Origin of the sequence: Denitratimonas organivorans, assembly GCF_037478135.1 — a bacterium.
Lineage (GTDB): Bacteria > Pseudomonadota > Gammaproteobacteria > Xanthomonadales > Xanthomonadaceae > Denitratimonas.
This window is the reverse complement of record NZ_JBBHDV010000001.1, coordinates 284,992-307,379: the sequence shown is the minus strand read 5'-3', so window position 1 is coordinate 307,379 and position 22,388 is coordinate 284,992. Positions and strand designations below refer to the sequence as shown.

At 64.6% G+C, this 22,388-nt stretch carries 24 protein-coding genes, 1 tRNA gene and 1 CRISPR repeat array; of the genes, 10 read left to right on the top strand and 15 right to left on the bottom strand.

What is annotated here, in order from left to right; translation table 11 throughout:
• Positions 1–57 precede the first annotated feature (57 nt).
• The 5 genes from WDB66_RS01330 (at position 58) to metK (ending at position 4,505) form a co-directional block, all read left to right on the top strand.
• Positions 58–645: a shikimate kinase gene (locus tag WDB66_RS01330; RefSeq protein WP_339396623.1), complete on the top strand. Its 588-nt coding sequence runs from the start codon at positions 58–60 to the stop codon at positions 643–645.
• Positions 642–1,748, top strand: a complete 1,107-nt coding sequence (gene aroB, locus WDB66_RS01325) for a 3-dehydroquinate synthase (protein ID WP_339396622.1) — start codon at positions 642–644, stop codon at positions 1,746–1,748. Before WDB66_RS01330 ends, aroB begins: the two co-directional genes overlap by 4 nt.
• Before the next feature lie 48 nt (positions 1,749–1,796).
• Positions 1,797–2,033 carry a WGR domain-containing protein gene (locus WDB66_RS01320; RefSeq protein WP_487932215.1) on the top strand — a complete coding sequence of 79 codons (237 nt, stop codon included), beginning with the start codon at positions 1,797–1,799 and terminating at the stop codon, positions 2,031–2,033.
• 27 nt (positions 2,034–2,060) lie between these two features.
• Complete coding sequence (gene hemE / locus WDB66_RS01315) at positions 2,061–3,122, top strand: uroporphyrinogen decarboxylase (protein ID WP_339396620.1); 1,062 nt, start codon at positions 2,061–2,063, stop codon at positions 3,120–3,122.
• A 111-nt stretch (positions 3,123–3,233) separates the two neighbouring features.
• A complete protein-coding gene (gene metK, locus WDB66_RS01310; RefSeq protein ID WP_339396619.1) occupies positions 3,234–4,505 on the top strand; it encodes a methionine adenosyltransferase in 1,272 nt (423 codons plus the stop codon).
• Between the two features lie 310 nt (positions 4,506–4,815).
• Here metK and WDB66_RS01305 read toward each other — a convergent pair whose 3' ends face one another.
• Complete coding sequence (locus WDB66_RS01305; protein WP_339396618.1) at positions 4,816–5,157, bottom strand: Hpt domain-containing protein; 342 nt, start codon at positions 5,155–5,157, stop codon at positions 4,816–4,818.
• Positions 5,158–5,311: 154 nt separating this feature from the next.
• Here WDB66_RS01305 and WDB66_RS01300 point away from each other — a divergent pair, with 154 nt between their 5' ends.
• Complete coding sequence (locus WDB66_RS01300) at positions 5,312–5,962, top strand: DUF937 domain-containing protein (protein ID WP_339396617.1); 651 nt, start codon at positions 5,312–5,314, stop codon at positions 5,960–5,962.
• Between the two features lie 33 nt (positions 5,963–5,995).
• Positions 5,996–6,472: a peptidoglycan-binding protein LysM gene (gene lysM, locus WDB66_RS01295; protein ID WP_339396616.1), complete on the top strand. Its 477-nt coding sequence runs from the start codon at positions 5,996–5,998 to the stop codon at positions 6,470–6,472.
• 77 nt (positions 6,473–6,549) lie between these two features.
• On the opposite strand, the gene WDB66_RS01290 is transcribed toward lysM, so the two are convergent.
• From WDB66_RS01290 to WDB66_RS01275, 4 genes are all read right to left on the bottom strand, one after another.
• A tRNA-Thr gene (locus WDB66_RS01290) sits at positions 6,550–6,625 on the bottom strand.
• 61 nt (positions 6,626–6,686) lie between these two features.
• Entirely contained in the window at positions 6,687–7,370 is a 684-nt protein-coding gene (locus WDB66_RS01285) for an SPOR domain-containing protein (protein WP_339396615.1), read from the bottom strand.
• A gap of 177 nt (positions 7,371–7,547) precedes the next feature.
• A complete protein-coding gene (locus WDB66_RS01280) occupies positions 7,548–8,294 on the bottom strand; it encodes a type III pantothenate kinase (RefSeq protein ID WP_339396614.1) in 747 nt (248 codons plus the stop codon).
• A complete protein-coding gene (locus WDB66_RS01275; RefSeq protein ID WP_339396613.1) occupies positions 8,291–9,073 on the bottom strand; it encodes a biotin--[acetyl-CoA-carboxylase] ligase in 783 nt (260 codons plus the stop codon). Before WDB66_RS01275 ends, WDB66_RS01280 begins: the two co-directional genes overlap by 4 nt.
• A 198-nt stretch (positions 9,074–9,271) precedes the next feature.
• Between WDB66_RS01275 and WDB66_RS01270 the strand changes: the two genes are divergently transcribed.
• Together WDB66_RS01270 and WDB66_RS01265 are read left to right on the top strand one after the other, a co-directional pair.
• Positions 9,272–9,541 (top strand): hypothetical protein, encoded by a 270-nt coding sequence (locus WDB66_RS01270; protein WP_339396612.1) that lies wholly within the window; start codon positions 9,272–9,274, stop codon positions 9,539–9,541.
• Between the two features lie 186 nt (positions 9,542–9,727).
• Positions 9,728–10,492 (top strand): M90 family metallopeptidase, encoded by a 765-nt coding sequence (locus WDB66_RS01265; protein ID WP_339396611.1) that lies wholly within the window; start codon positions 9,728–9,730, stop codon positions 10,490–10,492.
• A 164-nt stretch (positions 10,493–10,656) separates the two neighbouring features.
• Here WDB66_RS01265 and WDB66_RS01260 read toward each other — a convergent pair whose 3' ends face one another.
• The 5 genes from WDB66_RS01260 to dusA all read right to left on the bottom strand — a co-directional run bounded on the left by WDB66_RS01260 (position 10,657) and on the right by dusA (position 15,344).
• Positions 10,657–12,030 carry an ATP-binding protein gene (locus tag WDB66_RS01260; RefSeq protein WP_339396610.1) on the bottom strand — a complete coding sequence of 458 codons (1,374 nt, stop codon included), beginning with the start codon at positions 12,028–12,030 and terminating at the stop codon, positions 10,657–10,659.
• 18 nt (positions 12,031–12,048) lie between these two features.
• On the bottom strand, positions 12,049–12,729 hold the full coding sequence (locus WDB66_RS01255; RefSeq protein WP_339396609.1) for a response regulator transcription factor: 681 nt from the start codon (positions 12,727–12,729) through the stop codon (positions 12,049–12,051).
• Between the two features lie 126 nt (positions 12,730–12,855).
• A complete protein-coding gene (locus WDB66_RS01250; protein ID WP_339396608.1) occupies positions 12,856–13,197 on the bottom strand; it encodes a PepSY domain-containing protein in 342 nt (113 codons plus the stop codon).
• A gap of 222 nt (positions 13,198–13,419) precedes the next feature.
• A complete protein-coding gene (locus tag WDB66_RS01245) occupies positions 13,420–14,322 on the bottom strand; it encodes an arginine deiminase-related protein (RefSeq protein WP_339396607.1) in 903 nt (300 codons plus the stop codon).
• Positions 14,319–15,344, bottom strand: a complete 1,026-nt coding sequence (gene dusA / locus WDB66_RS01240) for a tRNA dihydrouridine(20/20a) synthase DusA (RefSeq protein ID WP_339396606.1) — start codon at positions 15,342–15,344, stop codon at positions 14,319–14,321. Before dusA ends, WDB66_RS01245 begins: the two co-directional genes overlap by 4 nt.
• A 114-nt stretch (positions 15,345–15,458) precedes the next feature.
• On the opposite strand from dusA, the gene WDB66_RS01235 reads away from it, so the two are divergent.
• Complete coding sequence (locus tag WDB66_RS01235; RefSeq protein ID WP_339396605.1) at positions 15,459–16,520, top strand: tyrosine-type recombinase/integrase; 1,062 nt, start codon at positions 15,459–15,461, stop codon at positions 16,518–16,520.
• 43 nt (positions 16,521–16,563) lie between these two features.
• Positions 16,564–18,604: direct repeats of the CRISPR family, unit length 28 nt; unit sequence GGTCGATCCCCGCGTGTGCGGGGGAGAC.
• Between the two features lie 62 nt (positions 18,605–18,666).
• Here WDB66_RS01235 and cas2e read toward each other — a convergent pair.
• The 5 genes from cas2e to cas7e all read right to left on the bottom strand — a co-directional run bounded on the left by cas2e (position 18,667) and on the right by cas7e (position 22,385).
• A complete protein-coding gene (gene cas2e, locus WDB66_RS15185; RefSeq protein WP_489670807.1) occupies positions 18,667–18,894 on the bottom strand; it encodes a type I-E CRISPR-associated endoribonuclease Cas2e in 228 nt (75 codons plus the stop codon).
• Positions 18,895–18,931: 37 nt separating this feature from the next.
• A complete protein-coding gene (cas1e, locus tag WDB66_RS01230) occupies positions 18,932–19,831 on the bottom strand; it encodes a type I-E CRISPR-associated endonuclease Cas1e (protein ID WP_339396604.1) in 900 nt (299 codons plus the stop codon).
• Positions 19,828–20,526, bottom strand: a complete 699-nt coding sequence (locus WDB66_RS01225) for a type I-E CRISPR-associated protein Cas6/Cse3/CasE (protein ID WP_339396603.1) — start codon at positions 20,524–20,526, stop codon at positions 19,828–19,830. The genes cas1e and WDB66_RS01225 overlap by 4 nt, the downstream gene beginning before the upstream one ends.
• 214 nt (positions 20,527–20,740) lie before the next feature.
• Positions 20,741–21,232 (bottom strand): type I-E CRISPR-associated protein Cas5/CasD, encoded by a 492-nt coding sequence (cas5e, locus tag WDB66_RS01220; protein WP_339396602.1) that lies wholly within the window; start codon positions 21,230–21,232, stop codon positions 20,741–20,743.
• 10 nt (positions 21,233–21,242) lie between these two features.
• On the bottom strand, positions 21,243–22,385 hold the full coding sequence (gene cas7e, locus WDB66_RS01215) for a type I-E CRISPR-associated protein Cas7/Cse4/CasC (RefSeq protein WP_339396601.1): 1,143 nt from the start codon (positions 22,383–22,385) through the stop codon (positions 21,243–21,245).
• Positions 22,386–22,388: the final 3 nt, after the last annotated feature.

Here is a 22,388-nt window from a genome sequence, read left to right as displayed (position 1 = left end):
GCCTTTGGCGCAAACGGCCAATGATGGGGAGCAAGGGCCAATGCTAGCATCGCCGGCATGAAATCCGCGCCAAACCTCATCCTGATCGGCCCGATGGGATCGGGCAAATCCTCGATCGGCCGCCGCCTTGCGCAACGTCTGGGACTGCCGTTCGTGGACGTGGACCGGGAAATCGAGCACGCCACCGGCGCCAGCATCCCGTTGATCTTCGAGCTGGAAGGAGAAGAAGGCTTCCGCGAGCGCGAACGCGATGTGCTGGCCCGCGTCTGCGCCGGCCATGGCCAGGTAATCGCCACCGGCGGCGGCGCGGTGCTGTTGCCCGCCAACCGCGAACTGATGCCGACGCGCGGTTTTGTCGTGCACCTTTCGGTAACGCTGGACAACCAGCTGCGGCGGCTGGTTCAGGATCGCAACCGGCCGCTGCTGCAACACCCGGACCGGCGCGAACGCCTGCGCCAGCTTGGTGAACAACGCGCCCCGCTGTATGCCGCCGTCGCCGATCTTGAATACGATACCGGCCGCAGCGGCGTACGGCAGGCGGTGGAGCGCCTGGAAACCCTGCTGCAACAACACTGGCAGCTGTCCGCACCACAACCGCCCGCACCAGAGATCCCGGCTCCCGCACCGATGGATACCGCACCGTGAAACCCGATCCGATCCGCCGCCTCGATGTCGAACTGGACACGCGCCGCTACCCGATCCGGATCGGCCCGGGCCTGCTCGACCATGATGACTGGCCCGGTCTGATCCGTGGTCGCCACGTGCTGGTGATCAGTGACGGCAATGTCGCACCGCATTATCTGGAACGCGTGCTGGAACGGCTCGCAGGCTACAGCGTCGCTATCTTCGTCGTACCTCCCGGCGAAGCGGAAAAAACCCTGACGCGCTTTTCCGAAGCACTGGCCGAACTGGCGCGCATGGGAGCCAGCCGCGACGCCACCGTGCTGGCACTGGGCGGCGGTGTGGTCGGTGATCTTTCCGGCTTCGTCGCGGCCTGCTGGATGCGCGGCATCGCCTTCATCCAGTTGCCGACCACGCTGCTGGCGATGGTCGATTCCTCGGTCGGCGGCAAGACCGCAGTCGATCTGCCGCAGGGCAAGAATCTGGTCGGCGCCTTCCACCAGCCGGCCGCCGTCATCGCCGATACCGCCACGCTGGCGACATTGCCGGCGCGCGAGCTCTCGGCCGGTCTGGCCGAAGTGGTGAAGTACGGCGCGCTGGGCGATGCAGAGTTCTTCACCTGGCTGGAAGCCCACGCCGAAGCACTGCTGGCACGCGAACCGGCCGCGATCGGCACCGCGATCGAGCGCAGCTGCCAGCACAAGGCCGCGATTGTGGCACGCGACGAAACCGAACAGGGCGAGCGCGCCCTGCTCAACCTCGGCCATAGTTTCGGCCATGCCCTGGAAACCGCCGATGCCTACGGCGGCCTGCTGCATGGCGAAGCGGTCGCCATCGGCATGGTGCTGGCAGCGCAGCTGTCCTCGCGCATGGGCATGGCGCCGGCGCGGGACGCCGAACGGCTGGCCGCGCTGCTGCAACGCATGAATCTGCCCACCACGCTGCCGCCCGACGCGGATCCGGCGCAGCTGCTGGCACTGATGCGGCTGGACAAGAAGAACCTCTCCGGCCGCCTGCGCCTGATCCTGTGGCACGGGCTGGGCCGGGCCTGCATCGTTCCCGATGTCGATGAGGCCATCGTGCTGGCCTGTCTGGAGCAGGCTCGCGACGAGGCCGCCCGGCCGTAAGCGGCACCGACCCGGATGCGGCGCTAGAATGGGCGGATGCGCCTCTACATGCAGCAATCCGCCGCCGGCCAGCCCGCCCCCCGTTTCGTCCGCCTGCTGCTGGAACAGGACCTGCTGGGCAGCTGGGAACTGATCCGGGAAACTGGCCAGCTCGGCGGCAAGAGCCAGTTGCGGCGCGAATTGTTCAGCGACCGGGCGCAGGCCATGGAGGCCTTCGAAAACGCCCGCACCCTGCACCTCAAACGCGGCTTCGCCATTCCGGACGAGGCCACCGGGGACGCCTGAGTCCCGCTCCAACCACGGAACCCGAGCATGAAGAATGATCGTTTCCTGCGCGCGCTGCGGCGCGAGCCTGTCGACTGCACCCCCGTCTGGATCATGCGCCAGGCCGGGCGTTACCTGCCCGAATACCGCGCCACCCGCGCCCGCGCCGGCAGCTTCATGGGCCTTGCAACCAACCCCGAGCTGGCCTGCGAAGTCACGCTGCAACCGCTGGAACGTTTCGAGCTGGATGCCGCGATCCTGTTTTCCGACATCCTCACCATCCCCGACGCGATGGGCCTGGGCCTGTCGTTTGTCGAAGGCGAAGGCCCGAAGTTTGAACGCCCGATCCGCACCGAAGCCGACATTGCGAAGCTGGCCGTCCCCGACATCGGCACCGAACTGCGCTACGTCACCGATGCGGTCTCACTGATCCGGCGCGAACTGGACGGCCGGGTGCCGCTGATCGGCTTCTCCGGCAGCCCGTGGACGCTGGCCTGCTACATGGTCGAAGGCGGCAGCAGCAGCAATTTCGCCCGCATCAAGACGATGATGTTCAACCAGCCCGCCGCCCTGCACCGCCTGCTGGAGGTGGTCACCGATGCGGTGATCGCCTATCTGACCGCGCAGCGTGAAGCCGGCGCGCAGGCCTTGCAGATCTTCGACACCTGGGGCGGCGTGCTGTCGCCGGCCGCCTACCGCGAATTCTCGCTGCGCTACCTGCAGCGCATCGCGGCCGAACTGCCGCGCGGCGAAGGCGCCGAACGCACCCCGATGATCCTGTTCGGCAAGGGCAATGCCGCGCATCTGGAAGAACTGGCCGCCACCGGCACCGAAGGCGTCGGCGTGGACTGGATGACCACACTGGAAGAAGCCCGCCGCCGCACCGGCGACAAGGTCGCGCTGCAGGGCAACCTCGATCCGGCCACGCTGTTCGCCGCGCCCGACACCATCCGCAGCGAAGTCGGCAAGGTGCTGCAAAGCTACGGCCACGGCTCCGGCCACATCTTCAATCTCGGCCACGGCATCACCCCGGACGTACAGCCCGACCACCTGAAGGTGCTGGTGGACGCCGTGCACGAACTGAGCCGCCCATACCACACGAGCGCCTGAACCAGGTCACGCCACGCCTGTTCAACTGCGATTGATGCAGGCGTGGCCGCAGGGCGTTATCATGCGCGCCCACTTTTTGATCCCTTCATCCGAATCAAAGGATATCGCCCCATGAGCAGCCACCTCTTCACGTCCGAATCGGTCTCTGAAGGCCATCCGGACAAGATCGCCGACCAGATCTCCGACGCCGTTCTGGATGCAATCCTGGCGCAGGATCCGGCCGCGCGCGTGGCCTGTGAAACGATGGTCAAGACCGGCGTGGCGATCGTCGCCGGCGAGGTCACCACCAGCGCCTGGGTCGATATCGAAGCCATCACCCGCAAGGTCATCAACGAAATCGGCTACACCAATTCCGATGTCGGTTTCGACGGCCACACCTGTGGCGTGCTGAACCTGATCGGCAAACAGTCGCCCGATATCGCCGCCGGCGTCGACGGTACCGCGAAGAAGAAGAAGAAGCCCGAGGAACAGGGTGCCGGCGACCAGGGCCTGATGTTCGGCTACGCCTGCAACGAAGCGCCCGAGTTCATGCCGGCGCCGATCTACTACAGCCACCGTCTGGTGGAACAGCACGCCAAGATTCGCAAGAAGAAGAACTCGCCGCTGCCGTGGCTGCGCCCGGACGCCAAGAGCCAGGTCACGCTGCGCTATGACGGCAACGACGTGGCCGGCCTGGATGCCGTGGTGCTGTCGACCCAGCACGACCCGGGCATCAAGCACAAGGACATCGTCGAAGGCGTCTACGAACACATCCTGAAGCCGGTGCTGCCGCCGGAATGGCTCAAGAGCCTGGGCAAGAACAAGATCCACATCAACCCGACCGGCATCTTCGTGATCGGCGGCCCGGTGGGCGACTGCGGCCTGACCGGCCGCAAGATCATCGTCGACACCTACGGCGGCATGGCCCGTCATGGTGGCGGTGCATTCTCGGGCAAGGATCCGTCCAAGGTCGACCGTTCCGCCGCCTACGCCGCCCGCTACGTGGCCAAGAACATCGTCGCCGCCGGCCTGGCCGACAAGTGCGAAATCCAGGTTTCCTACGCCATTGGCGTGGCCGAGCCGACCTCGATTTCGGTGACCACCTTCGGCACCGGCAAGATCGACGATGCCAAGATCGAAAAGCTGATCCGCCGCCATTTCGACCTGCGCCCGTATGGCATCCTGCAGATGCTGGACCTGGTGCATCCGGTCTACCAGTCGACCGCCGCTTATGGCCATTTCGGCCGCAAGCCGTTCGAGCACACCTACCGCTGGGAGGAGAGCGTGAACGGCGAGCTGATCAAGAAGTCCCGCACCGCCACCGCCTTCTCGTGGGAAAAGACCGATCGCGCCCAGGCGCTGCGCGAGGAAGCCGGGCTCAAGGGCAGCGTCAAGGCGAAGTGATACGCCCTGCTGTCTGCACCAACGAAAACGGGTCGCTGATGCGGCCCGTTTTCTTTTGTCGTACAGGTACATGACAAGCACCGGGCAATGCCGCAGCGCTTGCCGATGGGTCGTGGTCGGAACTGGCAGTCACCTGCCCACGACGTCAACGCCCTAGGAAACGCCTGAACAAGCCGTCATCCCGGCGAAGGCCGGGATCCAGCTTTTTCAATAACCTACCGAAGAACTGGATGACCAGCCATTCGGCTGTTGAAATCCCGGCTTTCGCCGGAATGACGTTACGAGACTTGCGTGCGACTGGACGCGGGCTCTAGTCAGGCCCACCCTCGATCTCCGCCTGCATCGTCGCCAGCAGCTTCACCATGCCCGCCGCCTGCCCGGCACAGACCTGATAGGCCGGCGCACGCTGGTGAGCCGATTGCCGCAACCACGCCGTCCAGCCCTGTTCCAGCGCCAAGGCCTGGCGCGCGATCTCCGGATAGCCATAGGTGCCGGCCGAGCCGGCCAGACGATGCAGCTGCTGGTGGAAATCCTCGGCCTGTGCTGTTCCTGCGTCTTCGTCGCACAACGCATCCCATGCGCCACGCAACGCGTCCCGCTTGTCACCCAGCGAACGGTGGTACTGGCGATAAAGCTCATCCAGGCGCGACACGGGACACCATCCACATCGAAAATCCGACGCCAGACTATGCCAGTACTCGCCAACGATGAAGATGACGTTGGTATCAGCGACATACGCCGTAGCATGGTGGTACTGTCCAGAATGCAGGCCAGCCCGGCCCGCGTTCATCAAGGACCCCGGAAACATGTCAGGTATCGCAGAAACCTTGCTCTCCTCGCTGGATGCACGCTCGGTGCAATCGATTTCGCAACAACTGGGCCTGAGCCCGCAGAACACCGGCAACGCCATCCAGGCGGCACTGCCGATCCTGCTGGGCCAGATGGCCAACAACGCCTCCCAGCCCGAAGGCGCCGCCGCGCTGCTGGGTGCCGCGCAACGCGACCACGCCGGCGTCGATATCAGCGGCCTGCTTGGCGGCCTCATGGGTGCACTGGGCGGCGGCGGATCCGCCTCCGGCAATGGCGCCGGTCTGGGCGGCGGCATGGCCATCCTCGGCCACATCTTCGGCGGCGGCTCCGGCGTGCAGCGCAGCGCCAACCCGGCGGTGCCGAGCGTGCCCGGCCTTGATGGCGCCAATTCGGCCAAATTGCTGGCCATACTGGCGCCAATGGTGATGGCCGCACTCGGCCGCATGGCACAAAGTGGCCAGGTCAACGCCAATTCGCTCGGCGGCCTGCTCGACGGCGAAAGCCAGCGCGTGGCGCAGGCCCCGCCTTCGGCCCTGGGCGGCCTGATGAATTCGGTGCTGGACCGCGATGGCGACGGCAAAGTCGATCTGGGCGACATGCTCAAGTCGGCGCAGTCGCTGGGCTCGCTGTTCGGCAAGCGCAACTGATCCCTTCCCCACCACCCCAAAGGAGACACCACCATGGGCATCTTCAGTTTCGTCAAGAGCGCCGGTGAAAAGCTGTTCGGCCGCAACCCGGCCCAGAAGGCCGCCGACACGCTGGCCGAGCACATCCGCAAGTTCAACCTCGGCAACGACAGCGTCAAGGTCGAACAGGACGGCAGCACCGTGCGCGTCAGCGGCGAAGTCGCCACGCAGGAGGAAAAGGAAAAGATCCTGCTGGCACTGGGCAACGTCGAAGGCGTGGAAGAGGTCGATGAATCGATCACCGTGACCACCCCGCCCGCCGCCGAAGGCAGCGAAGAAGCCGCACCAGCCGAGCCGGAAGCGCAGTTCTACACGGTCAAGAAGGGCGACACCCTGTCGGCGATCTCGCGCGAGTTCTACGGCAACGCCAACCTCTACAACCGCATCTTCGAGGCCAACCGCCCGCTGCTCTCGCACCCGGACAAGATCTATCCGGGCCAGGTGCTGCGCATTCCGCCGAAGGAAGGCTGATCCGCACGCGCGCTCCCGCTGCCGGGAGCGCGCCACCTGTGTTGCGGCACACTGCCAAACACATCAATCCCGGAAAATGGTGCCGCTTGTCCGACTCGAACGGACGACCTACCGCTTACAAGGCGGTTGCTCTACCAACTGAGCTAAAGCGGCATTGACGCGACCGGCACGCGGCGCCGGTGCAAGGCCGGCAATTCTACCCGAATCCTGTGCCTTATCGGCAGCCCACCGAGTTGGCCGAGACGCCCGGATAGCTGGATACGCGCGATTGCCAGTCGAAGCCGGCTTCGACCACCAGATCAATCCAGTAATGCGGGATCTCGTCGGTACGCGGCTGCAACTGCGCATCGAAACCGAGTGCGCGTACCTGTGCGTGGCGCTGCTCGGCATTCTTCACTTCACGGAACAGGCCCAGCGAAATGGTGTTCTCGCGCTCACCGGCAGTGACCACGTAGTAATCGCGCAGGCCCTTGCCGGACAGTTCGCGTGCAGTCGCCAGCGCGACATCGCGTGAACCCTGTGCCGGCAGATAGACCCAGTAGCCACGGCTGGCCAGCGCGCGGGTTTCGCGGAACTGCAGGCGCTCGGCACTGGGCGTGAAACTGGTCATCGCGCGGCGCAGGTCGGCCTGGGTCAGGAACGGGCCAACTTCCAGACACCAGAGCCGATCCAGCCCCGGTGTGGGCTCGGGCGGACCATCCGGCTCGGGCTGGATCGCATCCGCAGCCCGTTCTTCTTTCGGCTCCTCTTCGCTGAGCAGTACCAGCGTTGGGATATCCGACGCCTGTTCCGATACCAGCGGGCCGGCATCCACTGCCGCAGCCGGACGCAGCCACAGCCACAACGCCACGCTGGCATTCATCGTCAACAGCACGGCAATGAGGGCACGGGCAAGCATCAGCGGGGGATTTTCCGGAGTGGCACGGGACGCGGGATGACGCCAGACATTCTAGTGCCTGCACCGGATTTCGTTGTGTATGGCCAGTGCCGGCAGTGCCGGATATTCAGGCCCGGCCCTCTCCGGTTCGATGTGAAAGAGGCGGCATTGCAGCACGACGCCAGCCCACTTCACCACTCAGACCAGCCCACCTTCGACGGCATCGGCCCAGCAGGCCATGCCTTCCAGCACCAGATCCGGGCGGAATTCGTGCGGTGCCAGCCACGGGCGCAATGCGTCGGCGCCACCACCGGACACCACCAGCCGCACCGGCTGGCCAAGCTCGTCAGCCAGCATCTGGCGGCTGCGTTCGATCAGCGCGATGCCGCCCAGCACGCTGCCGCTTTCAATGCAATCCTCGGTGCTGCGCGCGAACCAGCTGACTTCGCCGTGACTGCGCTCCAGCTGCGGCGCACGCGCGTACAACGCATCACGCATGGCCTCGGGTGTGGGTGCGATCAGGCCGCCACGGTGGTCCCCGCCCGGTGCGAGCGCATCGATCGTCAGCGCCGAACCCACACTGGCGACCACGCAGGGCGCATGCTGTTCGGCATGCAGCGTCAACAGACCGAGCCAGCGGTCCACACCCAAGCGTTCCACTCTGGCATAGGCCACGCGTAAACCGAGCGCCTGCTCGCGTGTGACGATGCGCTGCACCGTATGGCCGGCACGTTCGAATACATCCAGCACCAGCGCGGTCAGTTCAGGGCGCGCGACGCTGGCCAGCCACAGACTGTCCGGGATCGCGGTGACTTCGACCCAGGCTGCAAGCTGTTCAACGAAATCCACTTCGGCATGCGGAAACGCCCGCACCCGTTGCACCCGGCGGCCATCGGCCAGCGCGAATTTCAGCCGGGTGTTGCCCAGATCGATCAACAGCTTCATGCCGGCCTCACTGAAACCTCGGCGCTGGAAAACCTGCGCAACTTTCCATCCACTACAACCTGTAACTGCCCCTGCGCATCAATGCCCTGCGCGATGCCGTCCAGCACCGTGCCCTCGCCGGCCAACACCCGCACCGGCAGAGAAGCCAGCACATCCAGTGCCTGCCATTGCATCTGGAAGGCGTCCATACCATCGCGCAGAAACAGATCCAGCGCATGGTTCCAGCCGGGTACCAGCGCGATGGCCAGCTGTTCGCGCGACAGGGTGCTGCCCAGCTCGCGCAGATCCACGCAATCCTGACCAATCGCCTGACGCGCCTCGTCCGGCAGCGCGATATTGATGCCGATGCCGGCGACAATGCCGCGCCCGGCGCAGCTTTCGACCAGGATGCCGCCGAGTTTGCGCCCATCCACCAGCAGATCATTCGGCCATTTCAGGCCCACCGTCGACAAGCCTGCTGCACGCAGGGCCAGCGCCGCCGCGACACCCAGCGCCAGCGTCACGCCCGGCGCCCAGCGCCGCCCTTCCGGCACATGCGCCAGCATTGAAAGGGCCAGCGTGGCACCCGGCGGCGCGGACCATCTGCGGCCACGCCGCCCGCGCCCGGCACTTTGCCGGTCGGCGATCACCACGCTGCGATCGGGCAAGCGTGCGGCATCGCGGATCAGCGCCGCCTGGGTCGAATCCAGACAGGCGTGCACACGCGTCCGCGCGAACAGCGTCGCGCCCAAGCCGGCCGCCAACACGGCGGCATCCAGTGCTGTACCCGATTCGACCACGAAACCTCCGCTCCCAAGGCCGCACATGGTAACCGCCCCGACCGCGCGAAACCGGCGCGACCAGGTCACGGAACACGCCACCGAAAACACGCTAGAATCGGGAAACCGCTTCCGGAATCACACCGGAAACCCACGATTGCCCGTGCCGCACGGTGCCTCCAACCCGGCATCACCCGGCCACGCCAGATGGATGCGATCATGACCCTTCGCCTGCTGCTTTCGAGTTTTCTCCTGGTCCTGGGCTTCAGTGCACAGGCATCGATGGACAACGTCCGCAGCGCCAGCGGTGATTCCGGCGCCGGCTGCCCGCCCGCCAATCCGGTCACCGCAGCCGAGGACGAGTTGATCAAACCCGAGCCGGCCTCGACCATGCCCGGCAAACCAGTCACGCCGCAGACCGCACCGAGCCCGTCCACGACGCGCCCCGGCCTGCGCTGGCACTCGTTCCTGCCGGGCATGATGAAATAGTGGCGTGCCAGCGGGCGTTGCCGGCGCCTGCGCTGCGGATCGTCGGCATACACATGAACCATCGCCCAGCGGCACTTCATCCAGCCGGAACCTGCACCGGCTTCCGTACTCCAATGCGTTGCCGGCACTGGCGCGCCGGGTGCGGACCTCACTCCACCGCATCCGGCCGCCGCCAGTGACGCCATCATGAACTGGCTTTCGCGCCTGCTCGGCACCCGCCCCACCCCGCAACTGATCGATGACGCACTCTGGCAGGCGCAACTGGCGCGCATGCCCGGGCTCGAAGACCTGCCCGCCGAACGCAACGCGCGCTGGCGCGAACTGACCTCCCGCTTCCTCGCCGACAAGGCAATCAGCGCCGCCGGCGATTGCGAACTGTCCGATGCCGACCGTGTGCTGATCGCGATGCTGTGCTGTGAACCGGTGCTGGATCTGGGTTACCGCTGGCTGCGCGGCTGGCACGAGGTGATCGTGTATCCCGGCGAATTCGGCGTGCGCCGCCATCACGTGGACGAAGACAGCGGCGTGGTGCACGAATGGGATGACACGCTTTCCGGCGAATGCTGGGAGCAGGGCCCGGTGATCCTGTCGCTGGCCGACACGATCCAGGCCGCCGAGCAGCCGCTGAGCGGCTACCAGGTCGTGGTGCACGAGATCGCACACAAGCTCGACCTGCTCGATGGCAGCCTCGACGGCGTGCCGCCGCTGCACGATGCCGGCTGGCATGCGCAATGGGCTGCGGACTTCCAGAGCGCCTATGACCGTCTGTGCGCTCAGCTGGAAGCCGGCGAAGAGCCACCGATCGATCCCTACGCCTGCGAGGCGCCGGACGAATTCTTCGCGGTCGTGTCCGAATACCACTTCACCGATCCGGAGCTGCTGGCCGAACATCTGCCGGCAGTGGCCGCGCATCTGGCGCGCTTCTACCACCCCGCCCTGCTGGCGGCCTGAGCGCGTCCTGCTGAGCCAGGGAACACCTGAACAAGCCGTCATTCCGGCGAAAGCCGGGATTTCAACAGCCGAATGGCTGGTCATCCAGATCTTCGGTAAATTATTGAAAAAGCTGGATCCCGGCTTTCGCCGGGATGACGTTGAAAGGCTTGATCAGAGCTTCCCTAGATCGTCGGCGCGAAACGCACCACGAAACTGGCTCCACCCAGTTCGGTTGAACGCTCCACCGCCAGTTCGCCGCGATAGGCCTTGACCAGATCCTGCACGATGGCAAGGCCGATGCCGTGGCCATGCACGCGCTCGTCGCCGCGCACACCGCGCTGCAACAGGCGTTCGACATCCGCCGGCGCGATGCCGGGGCCATCGTCTTCCACCGTGATCAGGATCGCAGCGCGGCGCTGCGGTGCAATCGTCATTGCACGTACCGTCAGCAGCACCCGGTGACGTGCCCATTTGAAGGCGTTTTCCAGCAGATTGCCGAGCAGCTCCATCAGATCGCCCTGCTCACCGTAGAAACAGGCGGCCGGGTCGATATCGAACTCGCACAGCACGTTCTTGTCGGCGTAGACCTTTTCCAGGCTCAGCACGATCTCTTCGGCACAGGGCTGGATCGGCAGCGGCGCGGCGAAGGTCTGGTGGCCGGACGTAGCCGCGCGAGAGAGCTGGTAGGCGACGATCTGGTTCATCCGCGTGACCTGCTCGCCCAGCGTCTTGCGCACCTCGTCCTGGGAATGGTCCGAGTCCAGCTCGCTGCGCACCACCGCCAGCGGCGTCTTCAGGCTGTGCGCAAGGTCGGCAAGAATGTTGCGATTGCGTGCGATCTGCTCGCGCCCGACATCGATCATCTCGTTGAGGCTGTCGGTCAGCAGTGTCAGTTCCTGCGGATAGTGTCCTTCCAGCCGCTCCTGCCGGCCGGACGTGACTCGCTCCATGTCCGTCACCACGCGCCGCAACGGCGCCAGGCTCCAGCGCAGTGCCAGCGTCTGCACCACCAGCAACAGCACCCCGGCGGCACCCAGATACACCCACAACGCACGGCGGAAGGCGTTGACCTGACGGTCCATCATCACGGTGTTCTCGGCCACGTGCACGGTGACGTTGACCGCCTTGATGTCGCTGATCTCCCAGGCCATGCCCATGCTTTGGCGGTAAATCGGGCCGGACGGCGTGTCGATCGGCCCTTCGTAGCGCTCTTCGCCAGGCTTGAGCGCCTCGTGCAACGGCAGATCGCGGCCCAGTGCCGAATCCGATTCCCAGCGGAAGTCATCGGCCAGGATCGCGGCGTACAGGCCGCTGCCGACGCTGGACAGGCGTGCATCGGGCGGAATATCGGGCGGGATGATGTCGCCGTTGCGCAGCAACTCGGTGCCGCGCATATAGGCCCAGGCGTAGTTCTGCAGACGCTGGCGCAGCGTGCTGCCGGCCGCTTCGACGAAGGCCTGATCCAGTGCATAACCGGTCAGGCCGAGAAACGCGACCACGCCAACGCTGGCCGCCAGCAGCTGGCGTACCTGAAGCGAGAATGCCCGTCCGCTCATGGGCCCCTGCGCCGGGGCTTATTCGTTGCGCGGGATGGCAAAACGGTAACCGCGCCCGCGCACGGTTTCGATCGGCTTGAGCGTGCCTTCCGGATCCAGCTTCTTGCGCAGGCGGCCGATGAACACTTCCAGCACGTTGGAATCACGATCGAAATCCTGCTGGTAGATGTGCTCGGTCAGGTCGGCCTTGGATACCAGCTCGCCGGCATGCAGCATCAGGTATTCGAGCACCTTGTACTCGTAGCTGGTCAGGTCCACGCCGACTTCTTCGACGCTGACCGTCTGCGCCGCCAGATCCAGCATGATCGGGCCGCATTGCAACTGCGGCTGGCTCCAGCCGGCGGCACGACGCAGCAGCGCGTTGAGGCGCGCGAGCAGTTCTTCGACGTGGAAGGGTTTGACCAGATAGTCGTCGGCACCGGCCTTCAGGCCTTCGACCTTGTCCTGCCAACTGGAGCGCGCGGTCAGGATCAGGATCGGGAACTTCTTGCCCTCGGTGCGCAGCAGACGCACCAGATCCATGCCGGACATCTTCGGCAAACCCAGATCGATGATGCCGACGTCGAAGGGCACTTCACGGCCCAGATAGATGCCTTCCTCGCCATCGCTGGCGGCATCCACCGCATAACCTTCGCGCTTGAGCCGGGCGGCCAGGGTTTCGCGCAGGGGGGCTTCATCTTCCACCAGAAGAATGCGCATACGGGTCTCCTCTCAGTGCTTGCGGGGTGCCATGACAGCGGCGTCGTTCAGGAAAGAGTGTACCCGCCGCCCGCCAACATGAACATCGCTCACGGCGGAGGCGGGGCCAATGTCATGAACGGTGGTTCAGCGACGGTCATCGCCCTGGCGTTGCCGCGACGGGACAGGCCGGCGAGCATCCGCTGCAGCTTCGCGGCGCTGCTGGCTCGCACCCTGGTTGTTGGGCGCATCGCGGCGGGGCTCGTCCCACATCACGCGGACCCGGCCTTCCGGGGTGTAGACCTTGATGCGGTTGACCTCGCGGCCGCCCTGATGGCGCCGTTCGGCGGAGAGGACGCGGCCACCGGTCTCGCGTTCCACCCGGTTGACCGACTCGGGCAGGCTGTTCCTGTCCTTGGCGAACGCGTCGGCGCCGAGCACAAGCCCGACCGATGCAAGCGCAATGATGAGTGAGGAATGACAAGCCATGGAACGTGATCTTCACCAATGGAAACACAACGCCGCAAGCCGCGTCCGCTGCCGACGCCGGAAAACCGGGCCGGAAACCGTGGGGCCGAGTCTGGTTCGGACGCGGTGAATCCGGTCTGAACTTTTTAACGCAATCCTTACGCACACGATAGTGGATACTTGCGTGCCCGACATATATTGCGCTGCAACATTGCGCATGGGTGACGGCATCCGCCGCAGATCTCAGAAGATCTCCGCCACGCAGCAACGCAAGGAGCCACCGGCCTTTTCGATCTCGTCCAGCGCCACCGCGTGCAGTGCGAAGCCGTTCTTCTGCAGCGCGCCACGTGTGGCCGGACGCAAGGAATCGGCACCCTGCTCACTGATGAACACCGTATCGGCCGTCAGTGCGATGCAGTTGCCGGCAAACGCATTCTTTTCCTGCGCATCCAGCAGGATCGCAGCCTCGCCGTAGGCCGCCGCAATCGCTTCGCCCTGGGCCGGGTCGGAAAACCCCTGCGGGCACAGCACCAGCGCGCGCGAGGCCAGCACGCTCATCACCACATTGGCGTGGTATTCGCCCGGCGCCAGCTCGAACGTGACCAGCCGTCTCAGCCCGAACGCCTCCGCCATCGCCGCCGCGCCCGCCGGATCGCAGCGTTCGGACAGGCCGCAGTACCCGATGCCGCGCCCCCGGTCGATGACCATAGAGCCGGTCAACTCGCAGATGCCCGGCTGATCACGCAGGTCGATTTCGGCATAGCCCAGCACACCGGTGAAGAAGCCCCGGATGTCGCGCCGCTGCGCTTCGGCCTGGCGCACCGGATGGCGCATATGCCCGAGGATCAGCCGCCCCTGCGCCGTGGCGAACACATTGTTCGGGAACACCGCGTCCGGCGTGGCCGGATCGCCGGCAAAGCAGATCGTCGGAAGATGCTGCGCCAATGCGCGGTGCAGCGCGCGGTGCTGGGCCAGCGCGCGCTCCGCATCGACGCTGCGGGTGACATCCATATAGGTATTGTCCGTGGCCGACTGTTCGGCCAGCGCGAAGCCTTCCGGCGTCACCAGAAACGCGGCACGTGCGCAGACGGGGAACTCCACCGGCTCCAACGGCACCGTGCCGGCTGAGGAAACCCTAGTTTTCATGCCGCCTGCGCCACCTGACGCACCGCATCCAGCGCACGTTCGATCAGGCCGGCGTCGGTCCCCGCTGTGGCGCCGCCTTGGCTCAGCACCTGGCGAAACAGGCGCCCGCCCGGCTGTCCGTGGAACAGGCCCAGCACATGCCGGCCGATGTGCTTGACCGCCACGCCCTGCGCGCATTGCGCCCGCACATACGGCAGATAGGCCAGCAGCAATTCCTCGCGCGAACGCAGCGGCGTGCCGGCCAGCGCCGCATCCAGCCGATGCAATACATAAGGATCGTGATACGCCGCACGCCCCAGCATCACGCCATCCACGTGTTGCAACTGTTCCAGCGCGGCACCCACCTGCGCGATGCCACCATTGATCAGAATGCGAAGCTGCGGCCGCTCGCGTTTGAGCCGATGCACCAGCTCATGACGAAGCGGCGGCACCTCGCGGTTTTCCTTCGGGCTCAGTCCTTTGAGCCAGGCCTTGCGCGCATGCACGATGAAGGTGTCGCAGCCGGCTGCCGCCACGGTGTCGATGAAATCGCGCAGGGTGTCGTATTCCTCCTGCTCATCCACGCCGAGGCGACATTTGACCGTCACCGGCACGTCGACCACCGCCCGCATCGCGGCCACGCATTCAGCCACCAGCGCCGGCTCGCGCATCAGGCAGGCACCGAAACGCCCGGCCTGCACCCGATCCGACGGGCAACCGACATTCAGATTGATCTCGTCATAGCCCCACTCCGCCCCAACCCGCGCCGCCTGCGCCAGCAGTTCCGGCTCGCTGCCACCCAACTGCAATGCCACCGGATGCTCGCTGGCATCGAAACCCAGCAAGCGCTGGCGATCACCCAGCATCACCGCGTGCGCATGCACCATTTCGGTATACAGCCGCGCACCGGGCGCCAGCACGCGATGAAAGGCGCGGCAGTGACGATCGGTCCAATCCATCATCGGAGCCACACTCACACGCCATGCCCCATAAGACGCTGATGTTTCGACCTTTTTGGGACTGGTTGCGCCAATCTCCGGCATTTTTCCACTGCTCCACTGTCTTTACGATTCAATGACTTGCAGAACCACTTCGATACATACTGCTCCCGTACTGCTCCGTTTTCTCTGGAGCAGTGACTTAGGGAGCAGTGAGTCATGGCAACCATCATCGCACGCCGCCTCAAGGACGGTTCCAGGAGCTACCGGGCAACCATTCGCATCATGCGAGGCAACGCCGTTCTCCATCAGGAGACACGCAGTTTCCGTGCCAAGTCGCTCGCTGTTCAATGGGCACGAGAGCGTGAAGGAACGCTCAAACGCCACGGCACCGGTGAAAAAGCGGTCGCGGCACTACCCCTGGCAGACGGCATCAGCATCACTTCCCTCATCGACCGCTACGTCAAGGAGTTCAGCAACATCCAGCGCTGGGGTCGCACCAAGGAGCACCACCTGCGCCTACTGCAAAGACTCGTCGGCGAATGGGACGCTTCCACCCTGACTACCGATCAACTGGTGGAACACGTGCGCCAGCGCCGTCTCTCGGGCACCGGGCCATCGACCTGCAACAACGACCTCATCTGGATCCGAACCGTGCTCAAGACGGCCCGGGCCGCCTGGGGCCTGCCGGTCAACTTGCAAGCCGTGGAGGACGCCAGCCACGCCTGCCGCCACCTCAAGCTCACCGCCAAATCCCGCAGCCGAAGCCGGCGCCCGACGGAGGCTGAAATCCAGAAACTGGCCGCATGGTTCGGTCGTGGCGACGGCCGTCGCCAGATCCCGATGCACGAGATCATGGCGTTCGCCATCGTATCCGCCCGGCGCATGGACGAAATCTGCCGACTGCGCTGGGACGACATCGACCGAGACGCCATGACCATCGTGATTCGGGACATGAAAGATCCCGAACACACCATTGGCAATGATGTCGCCGTCAAGCTCACCCAAGAGGCCTTGGCGATCATCAACAGGCAGCCGAGAACGGGGCCGCTGATCTTCCCTTACACCTCCAAGTCCGTCAGCGCCGCCTTCACCCGTGCCTGCCACATGCTGGGCATCAAGGATCTGCGCTTCCACGACCTTCGCCACGAAGCCACCTGCCGCCTGTTCGAGGCCGGATACCAGATCCACGAAGTGGCACACTTCACCGGACACCGAAGCTGGGCGACGTTGAAGCGGTATACCAACCTGAAAGCGGCGGATATCAAGCTGCGCGAGTAACAGTGGGCATCGGCCGCTGGGGAAAATGGCAGTCTCGGCACTGAGCCGATCCCCGCATGTGCGGGGGAGACCGGATACGTGGGATGCGGCCAGTGCGGCGGCGGGGTCGATCCCCGCGTGTGCGGGGGAGACCTGACACGTGGAATGCGGCGAGTGCAGCGGCAAGGTCGATCCCCGCGCGTGCGGGGGAAACCGCGGGATCGGCGCGCGAAGAATCGACATCACGGGTCGATCCCCGCGTGTGCGGGGGAGACTGCTGCGCGCTCTGCCTTGGCGTCCTGATCCAGGGTCGATCCCCGCGTGTGCGGGGGAGACATGCCGGCATCGAGCTTGAGCAGAAAGGCTTCGGGTCGATCCCCGCGTGTGCGGGGGAGACGTGAGCGTGGCTGTCACGGGCCGGTCGGGGTTGGGTCGATCCCCGCGTGTGCGGGGGAGACGCACGAGAAGTCGGCCGCGCCGATACCTACAAGGGTCGATCCCCGCGTGTGCGGGGGAGACAGTCGGATCAGCGCCGGACCGCCGTTCCACGTTGATCGATCCCCGCGTGTGCGGGGGAGACAGACCGCCGCCATCCTCGCCCTCGCGCTGCTGGGGTCGATCCCCGCGTGTGCGGGGGAGACCTAGGCATGCAGCTGGGCATCCTCAATGCCGAAGGTCGATCCCCGCGTGTGCGGGGGAGACCTCCCGCCTTTTCTGGCGGGCTGGTGGCTGTGAGGTCGATCCCCGCGTGTGCGGGGGAGACGTGGCTGACCGGCCGTCGCCCCAAATCCAGAAGGGTCGATCCCCGCGTGTGCGGGGGAGACCGGTATTCGGTGATTTTCATAGTCTCTCCGGGAGGTCGATCCCCGCGTGTGCGGGGGAGACCTTGTGCGGCACGGGCTCGACGATCTCCACGAGGGTCGATCCCCGCGTGTGCGGGGGAGACGCGAAGATCAAGCGCGCCGTGATCTGGTCCGAGGGTCGATCCCCGCGTGTGCGGGGGAGACATGTACTGCGTCTTGTTGGACTGAAGCCGGTAGGGTCGATCCCCGCGTGTGCGGGGGAGACGGCACAGCGGCTGATTGCCAGCCGGCGCAGTCGGGTCGATCCCCGCGTGTGCGGGGGAGACGGGAACACCCGCAGCACACCGCGCTTCGGATCGGGTCGATCCCCGCGTGTGCGGGGGAGACCAGGATCGCGACCAGCGCGGTGGCGGCGGCGAAGGTCGATCCCCGCGTGTGCGGGGGAGACGATTTCGAATTCGCCCATCAGCTGGCGCAGCAGGGTCGATCCCCGCGTGTGCGGGGGAGACTTCGCAACGCTGGCACCGGCCGGCTGCACGTAGGGTCGATCCCCGCGTGTGCGGGGGAGACGCATACGTGCTCGCCGTTTTGTAGTCTCGAAAGGGTCGATCCCCGCGTGTGCGGGGGAGACTGCCGGCCATTGGTGATTCTGACGATGTAGACGGGTCGATCCCCGCGTGTGCGGGGGAGACTATTCGGCGCTGCTGCTGGCGGGAGTCGCGACGGGTCGATCCCCGCGTGTGCGGGGGAGACCGGGCGGTTTAGGCGGTCCCCGTCTAATACGTGGGTCGATCCCCGCGTGTGCGGGGGAGACCCGAACTACGGCGAGCAGGTGCGGGCGATCTTGGGTCGATCCCCGCGTGTGCGGGGGAGACCCGGCACCAGTCGTCGCCACGCCGGTCGAAGGAGGTCGATCCCCGCGTGTGCGGGGGAGACGCATTGCGATCTGTTCGCGGCCGCTGGCTGTCGGGTCGATCCCCGCGTGTGCGGGGGAGACCCTGACATGTACCACGTCGCAATCCAACACTGGGGTCGATCCCCGCGTGTGCGGGGGAGACACTCGCCCGCAGCGCTGGCTCGGGCCTGTCGGAGGTCGATCCCCGCGTGTGCGGGGGAGACGAAAACGTAACCGCCATCAGCGCGGCATGTAAAGGTCGATCCCCGCGTGTGCGGGGGAGACGTGCGCTCGGGCAGGCGCACGACTTGAGCAGTGGGTCGATCCCCGCGTGTGCGGGGGAGACTACTGTGCGGCCCGCCCGAAACCGATGTTGTAGGGTCGATCCCCGCGTGTGCGGGGGAGACTCTTCATGGTAAGTGATTGAGTCCACTTATTAAAACAAGTTTTCAAAGAACATTGGACGCGTTCAGGTTCTGTAGGCCAAGACCAAACCATCCAACTCCACAAATGCGATCGGAGGGCTGCCCAGTGTCCTCACCGTTTGACCACCGGGGACGGCCTTATCCTGCCAAAGCATTACCACCGAGGCGGCCTGTTCCGCAGGGAACCAATCATTGAGCACCTCCCAGATTCTGTTACGCACAGCCGGAGACATTCGAGGGATGCTGTAAACCCCTGGTGCCAACTCCAGCATCGCAGACGCCAAGAACCCACGAACACGCATTGATACGTTACGTGTCACTACTACGGTCATCGACATCGAACAGTTCCTTTATCCGGTCAATCATGCGTGGGATGAGCTTTTCCTGCCGGAAAAGCTTGGCTGCTCGTCGCCGCACCTCTCGTTCGAGGTTGACAGAGTCGCTGTCGATGAAGGCGCGAGCCGCGCCAAACGCCATAGGAATGGTCACATCGACGCGGTAGAGGTCGGCAACGTCCAGCGTGAAAGCATTACTGGACTCTTCGTGGATGAAGCCAAGAGGCGGCAGCGCCCCGACCGCAGCGACGGCAAGATCGGCAGCGGCCTCCACGAAGGTAGCTGCATGGTTGAGGGCTTGGTTGGGAGGATCGGCGGCGTTCGGATTCTGTCTGTCGTATCGGCGTCCGTTCCACTCGATGCCGAAGCGCTGGGCGACAAGCTTGTAGCTCTCCTTGATCCGGCCACCCTCGATGCCTCGAAGTGTTTCTATTTGACGATGAGGAAGCACGCGTCCGAAGCGCCAAGCGTAGAGTCGTCGGGCAGTATCCAATCTCCGAATGGGATCAGCCCAGAGCTTCGCATGAGCTCGCGCAACGTCCGAACGCCCTTGACCTAGCGGCGGGGCGGTATAGCTTTTGACACCCGCTTCTCCAATTGCGGCGATCAGGGTGCCGTGCCGTGCGCACAGTCGAAGAACGTCCTGGGTAATGCTTGTTCCGGGCCCGAGCAAGATAAGTGAGACTGCTTGGTAGGGAATCGCGTAATCCCCAGCATCCAGCGTTTCGCTCTTGGCGGCCACGAATCGCAATGTGCCGTCCTCCACCGACAACCTGCCGTATTCCAGCCATAACAGGCCGTGCCGGTCGGTGTGGGGGATGCGCGAGGCCGCCAACCCGAGCCGCCCACGCATGAGGCCGGGTGTAGAACTCATCTTGAAGGCGACAATAAGACCATGCCAAATCCAAAGGCACGGTGGCGACCTATTCCGCGCGCGAGCAACGCAGCGAAACTCTCGTTGTTAGCAATCACCGCCCTGCCGGCGAAGAGCGCCTGTGGTCGCTCAATGGCGCGCAATCTGTTCGCCCCACCACGTGCACGCCGCAACAGACGGGAGCGAGCAACCATTCCCAACAATTCCACCTGCTCAAAATGCAGTGCATCGTTCCATTGCGCAGCGAACCACTGTTGATAAACCTGAGCCCTTGGCGGCGCGTCGCTACCCAGCCGGTCGAGTGCACGCAAGTAGATATCCTTTTCCTCGTCGCCCTTACGCGACACCGGACAGGTGAGTACCTCCACACGCAGTCGTTGACCCGTTCTCCAGACAGACGGCATAGGTTTACTAGCTATGCCTGCGACGTCCATTACTGCCCAAGCCTGGGGGGATGCAAGTGCCTGAGCGTGGTCCAGCAATGTGACAGCGTCGGACTCGGCGTAGGCCAGCACCTCATTGCGCCGGCTCATGTGACGGAACGGTTTGGGTGCCATGTCACCGAACAATGCGGCGAACCAGGCGTGCAGGGTGTAGCCCAGAGTTTCGTCTTCTTGGGTGATGCCGTGCTCTGCGGCAAAGCGCAGCAAGCGCGGGGCATGGATGGGAATACGCAGCATGTGCAAGCCACTCATGCCGTGATCTCCAGCAGTCCAACGGCATAGTGCCGTGCTCCGCGATGGATGTTGTTGTACCAGTCACGCTGATCGAAGCGCTCCTCCGTGCTTATGCCGGCGCCTTCATCCAGAGGCCACAAGGCTTCGATCCGCGTCGGACGCTTTCGTACTCCGATGTTGGCCAAGGGTTCGGCTGACAAGGCATCCCGGACGCCATCAGCGCTGCGGCGACCTATGAAAATAGGGCTGGCAGGCAGGGCTTACGACCAAGGAAGAGCGGCCTGGCCGGACGGGTCAATGCCGTTTCCAGATCATCGAGACTTGGCGTGCCTTCACCATCGAGCGCCAATGCAACGGTCACCACGCCATTGGCCCAGTGATCACGCCAGCGCTGGTGTGTGCCAGTTGCAGCGGATCCGCCCTTGCGATCCTCACGTTTGCCACGAGTAGTCCAGCCGGTATGCACCATGGATGGTTGCCCAAGATCGACTGTCTGGTACTCGGTCAGAGGCTCCGGCTCGGAATCCCAGCGTGCAGCAAAACGCACCCGCTCCTGCAAGCTTTGAAGACAGTCCGTGTCGCGATGATCCCAACCCATAGCGTTGGCGATCAGTCCCGTAAGCATGGCCGCGCCAGGGAAACGCCATATGGGATTTTTCTGGTCAACAACAACGGCGCCGAAGCTCATCAAGGGCGCATCGAAACGCAACATGAGTACGTTCATGTCCCAACCCTCAGGCTTTCAGGCCAAACAGGCTGTCGAGTGCTGCTGCAATAGTCTGTGGGACCGGCTGCCTGGAGGGCAGGTGCTGGGGCTGCTCCAACGTGGTGGAAAGGAAGCGGTTCTCACCATTGCCGGGTGTACCGTACATGGCATCAATCTGTTGGACATAGTTGTCCAGTCGAGTAAGGGCAGCCACACGTAGATCGGTTTTTCCATCGGGTCGCAACGCGTCCAGAAAAGCGTTTGACAGTGCGCGAGGCTGGCTACTCCCCGTTTCAACGAAAAGCACATCAGACCACGCGTACGGAGCCGTGCTGCCCTTTTTAGCGCCAGGGCTTTGACGCAGGATGCTGTCGATCAGGGCCTCCAGCACACGCCGAGCGGTGGTGTGGTCCTGGGTGCGCCAGTCCTTCGCGTCCGAGCTGGTGAGGTTGGAGACCAACAGCGGCACGTCCACCACGACGTAGCCATAGTAGAGGCCAGCGCCAAGTTCGGTCTGGTTGGCATGAGCTGCGCCCGTCTCGTCATCGCGATTCAAGTCGTCGACGACGGTGAAGTAGTCCATCTCGGTATGGGCGGCATGCACGGTGAGTGAGTGCGCTACATGCACGGGGGCATCCACGCGAGCCAACAGATCCGATGTAACCATTCGACCGAAAATGGATGCCGTCAGTCCAGCAGCGGACTTGCTCAACGCCTTGAAGTTGTCTTTCTCCGCTTTCGATTTCAGCCGCTCGGCGAGAGCTTTGACAGGATCGGGGCCCTGACTGACGGCTTGGAGAATCTGCGCAAAATAATCAGCCTCCCGCAGTCCGAACAGCACGGGCTGACTGAGATCACCGTCTTCTTTAACGCCGCCGTCGATCAACGCTTTGGCCAGCGGCTCGATCAGCTGGGACGCCACGCTCTCGGGTACGCCGGCAGCAATGGCCTTGGGCAGCACCGTACGTGTGAAAAAAGAGCGGGTACGCTGCCCATCGGGAAGTTCAGGGAGGCGCGGCGTGAAATCCTCCCGCCAGTGGCGCTTTAGGCATTGGGAAGATACACGCAAGCGCACCGCGTTGCCGAAGGGAATACGTTTGGCGAGTCCAGCATCGTCACGATTCAAAAGGCTGGCCGGATAAGCGGTAAGAGTGTGGATCTGCAGGAACATGGA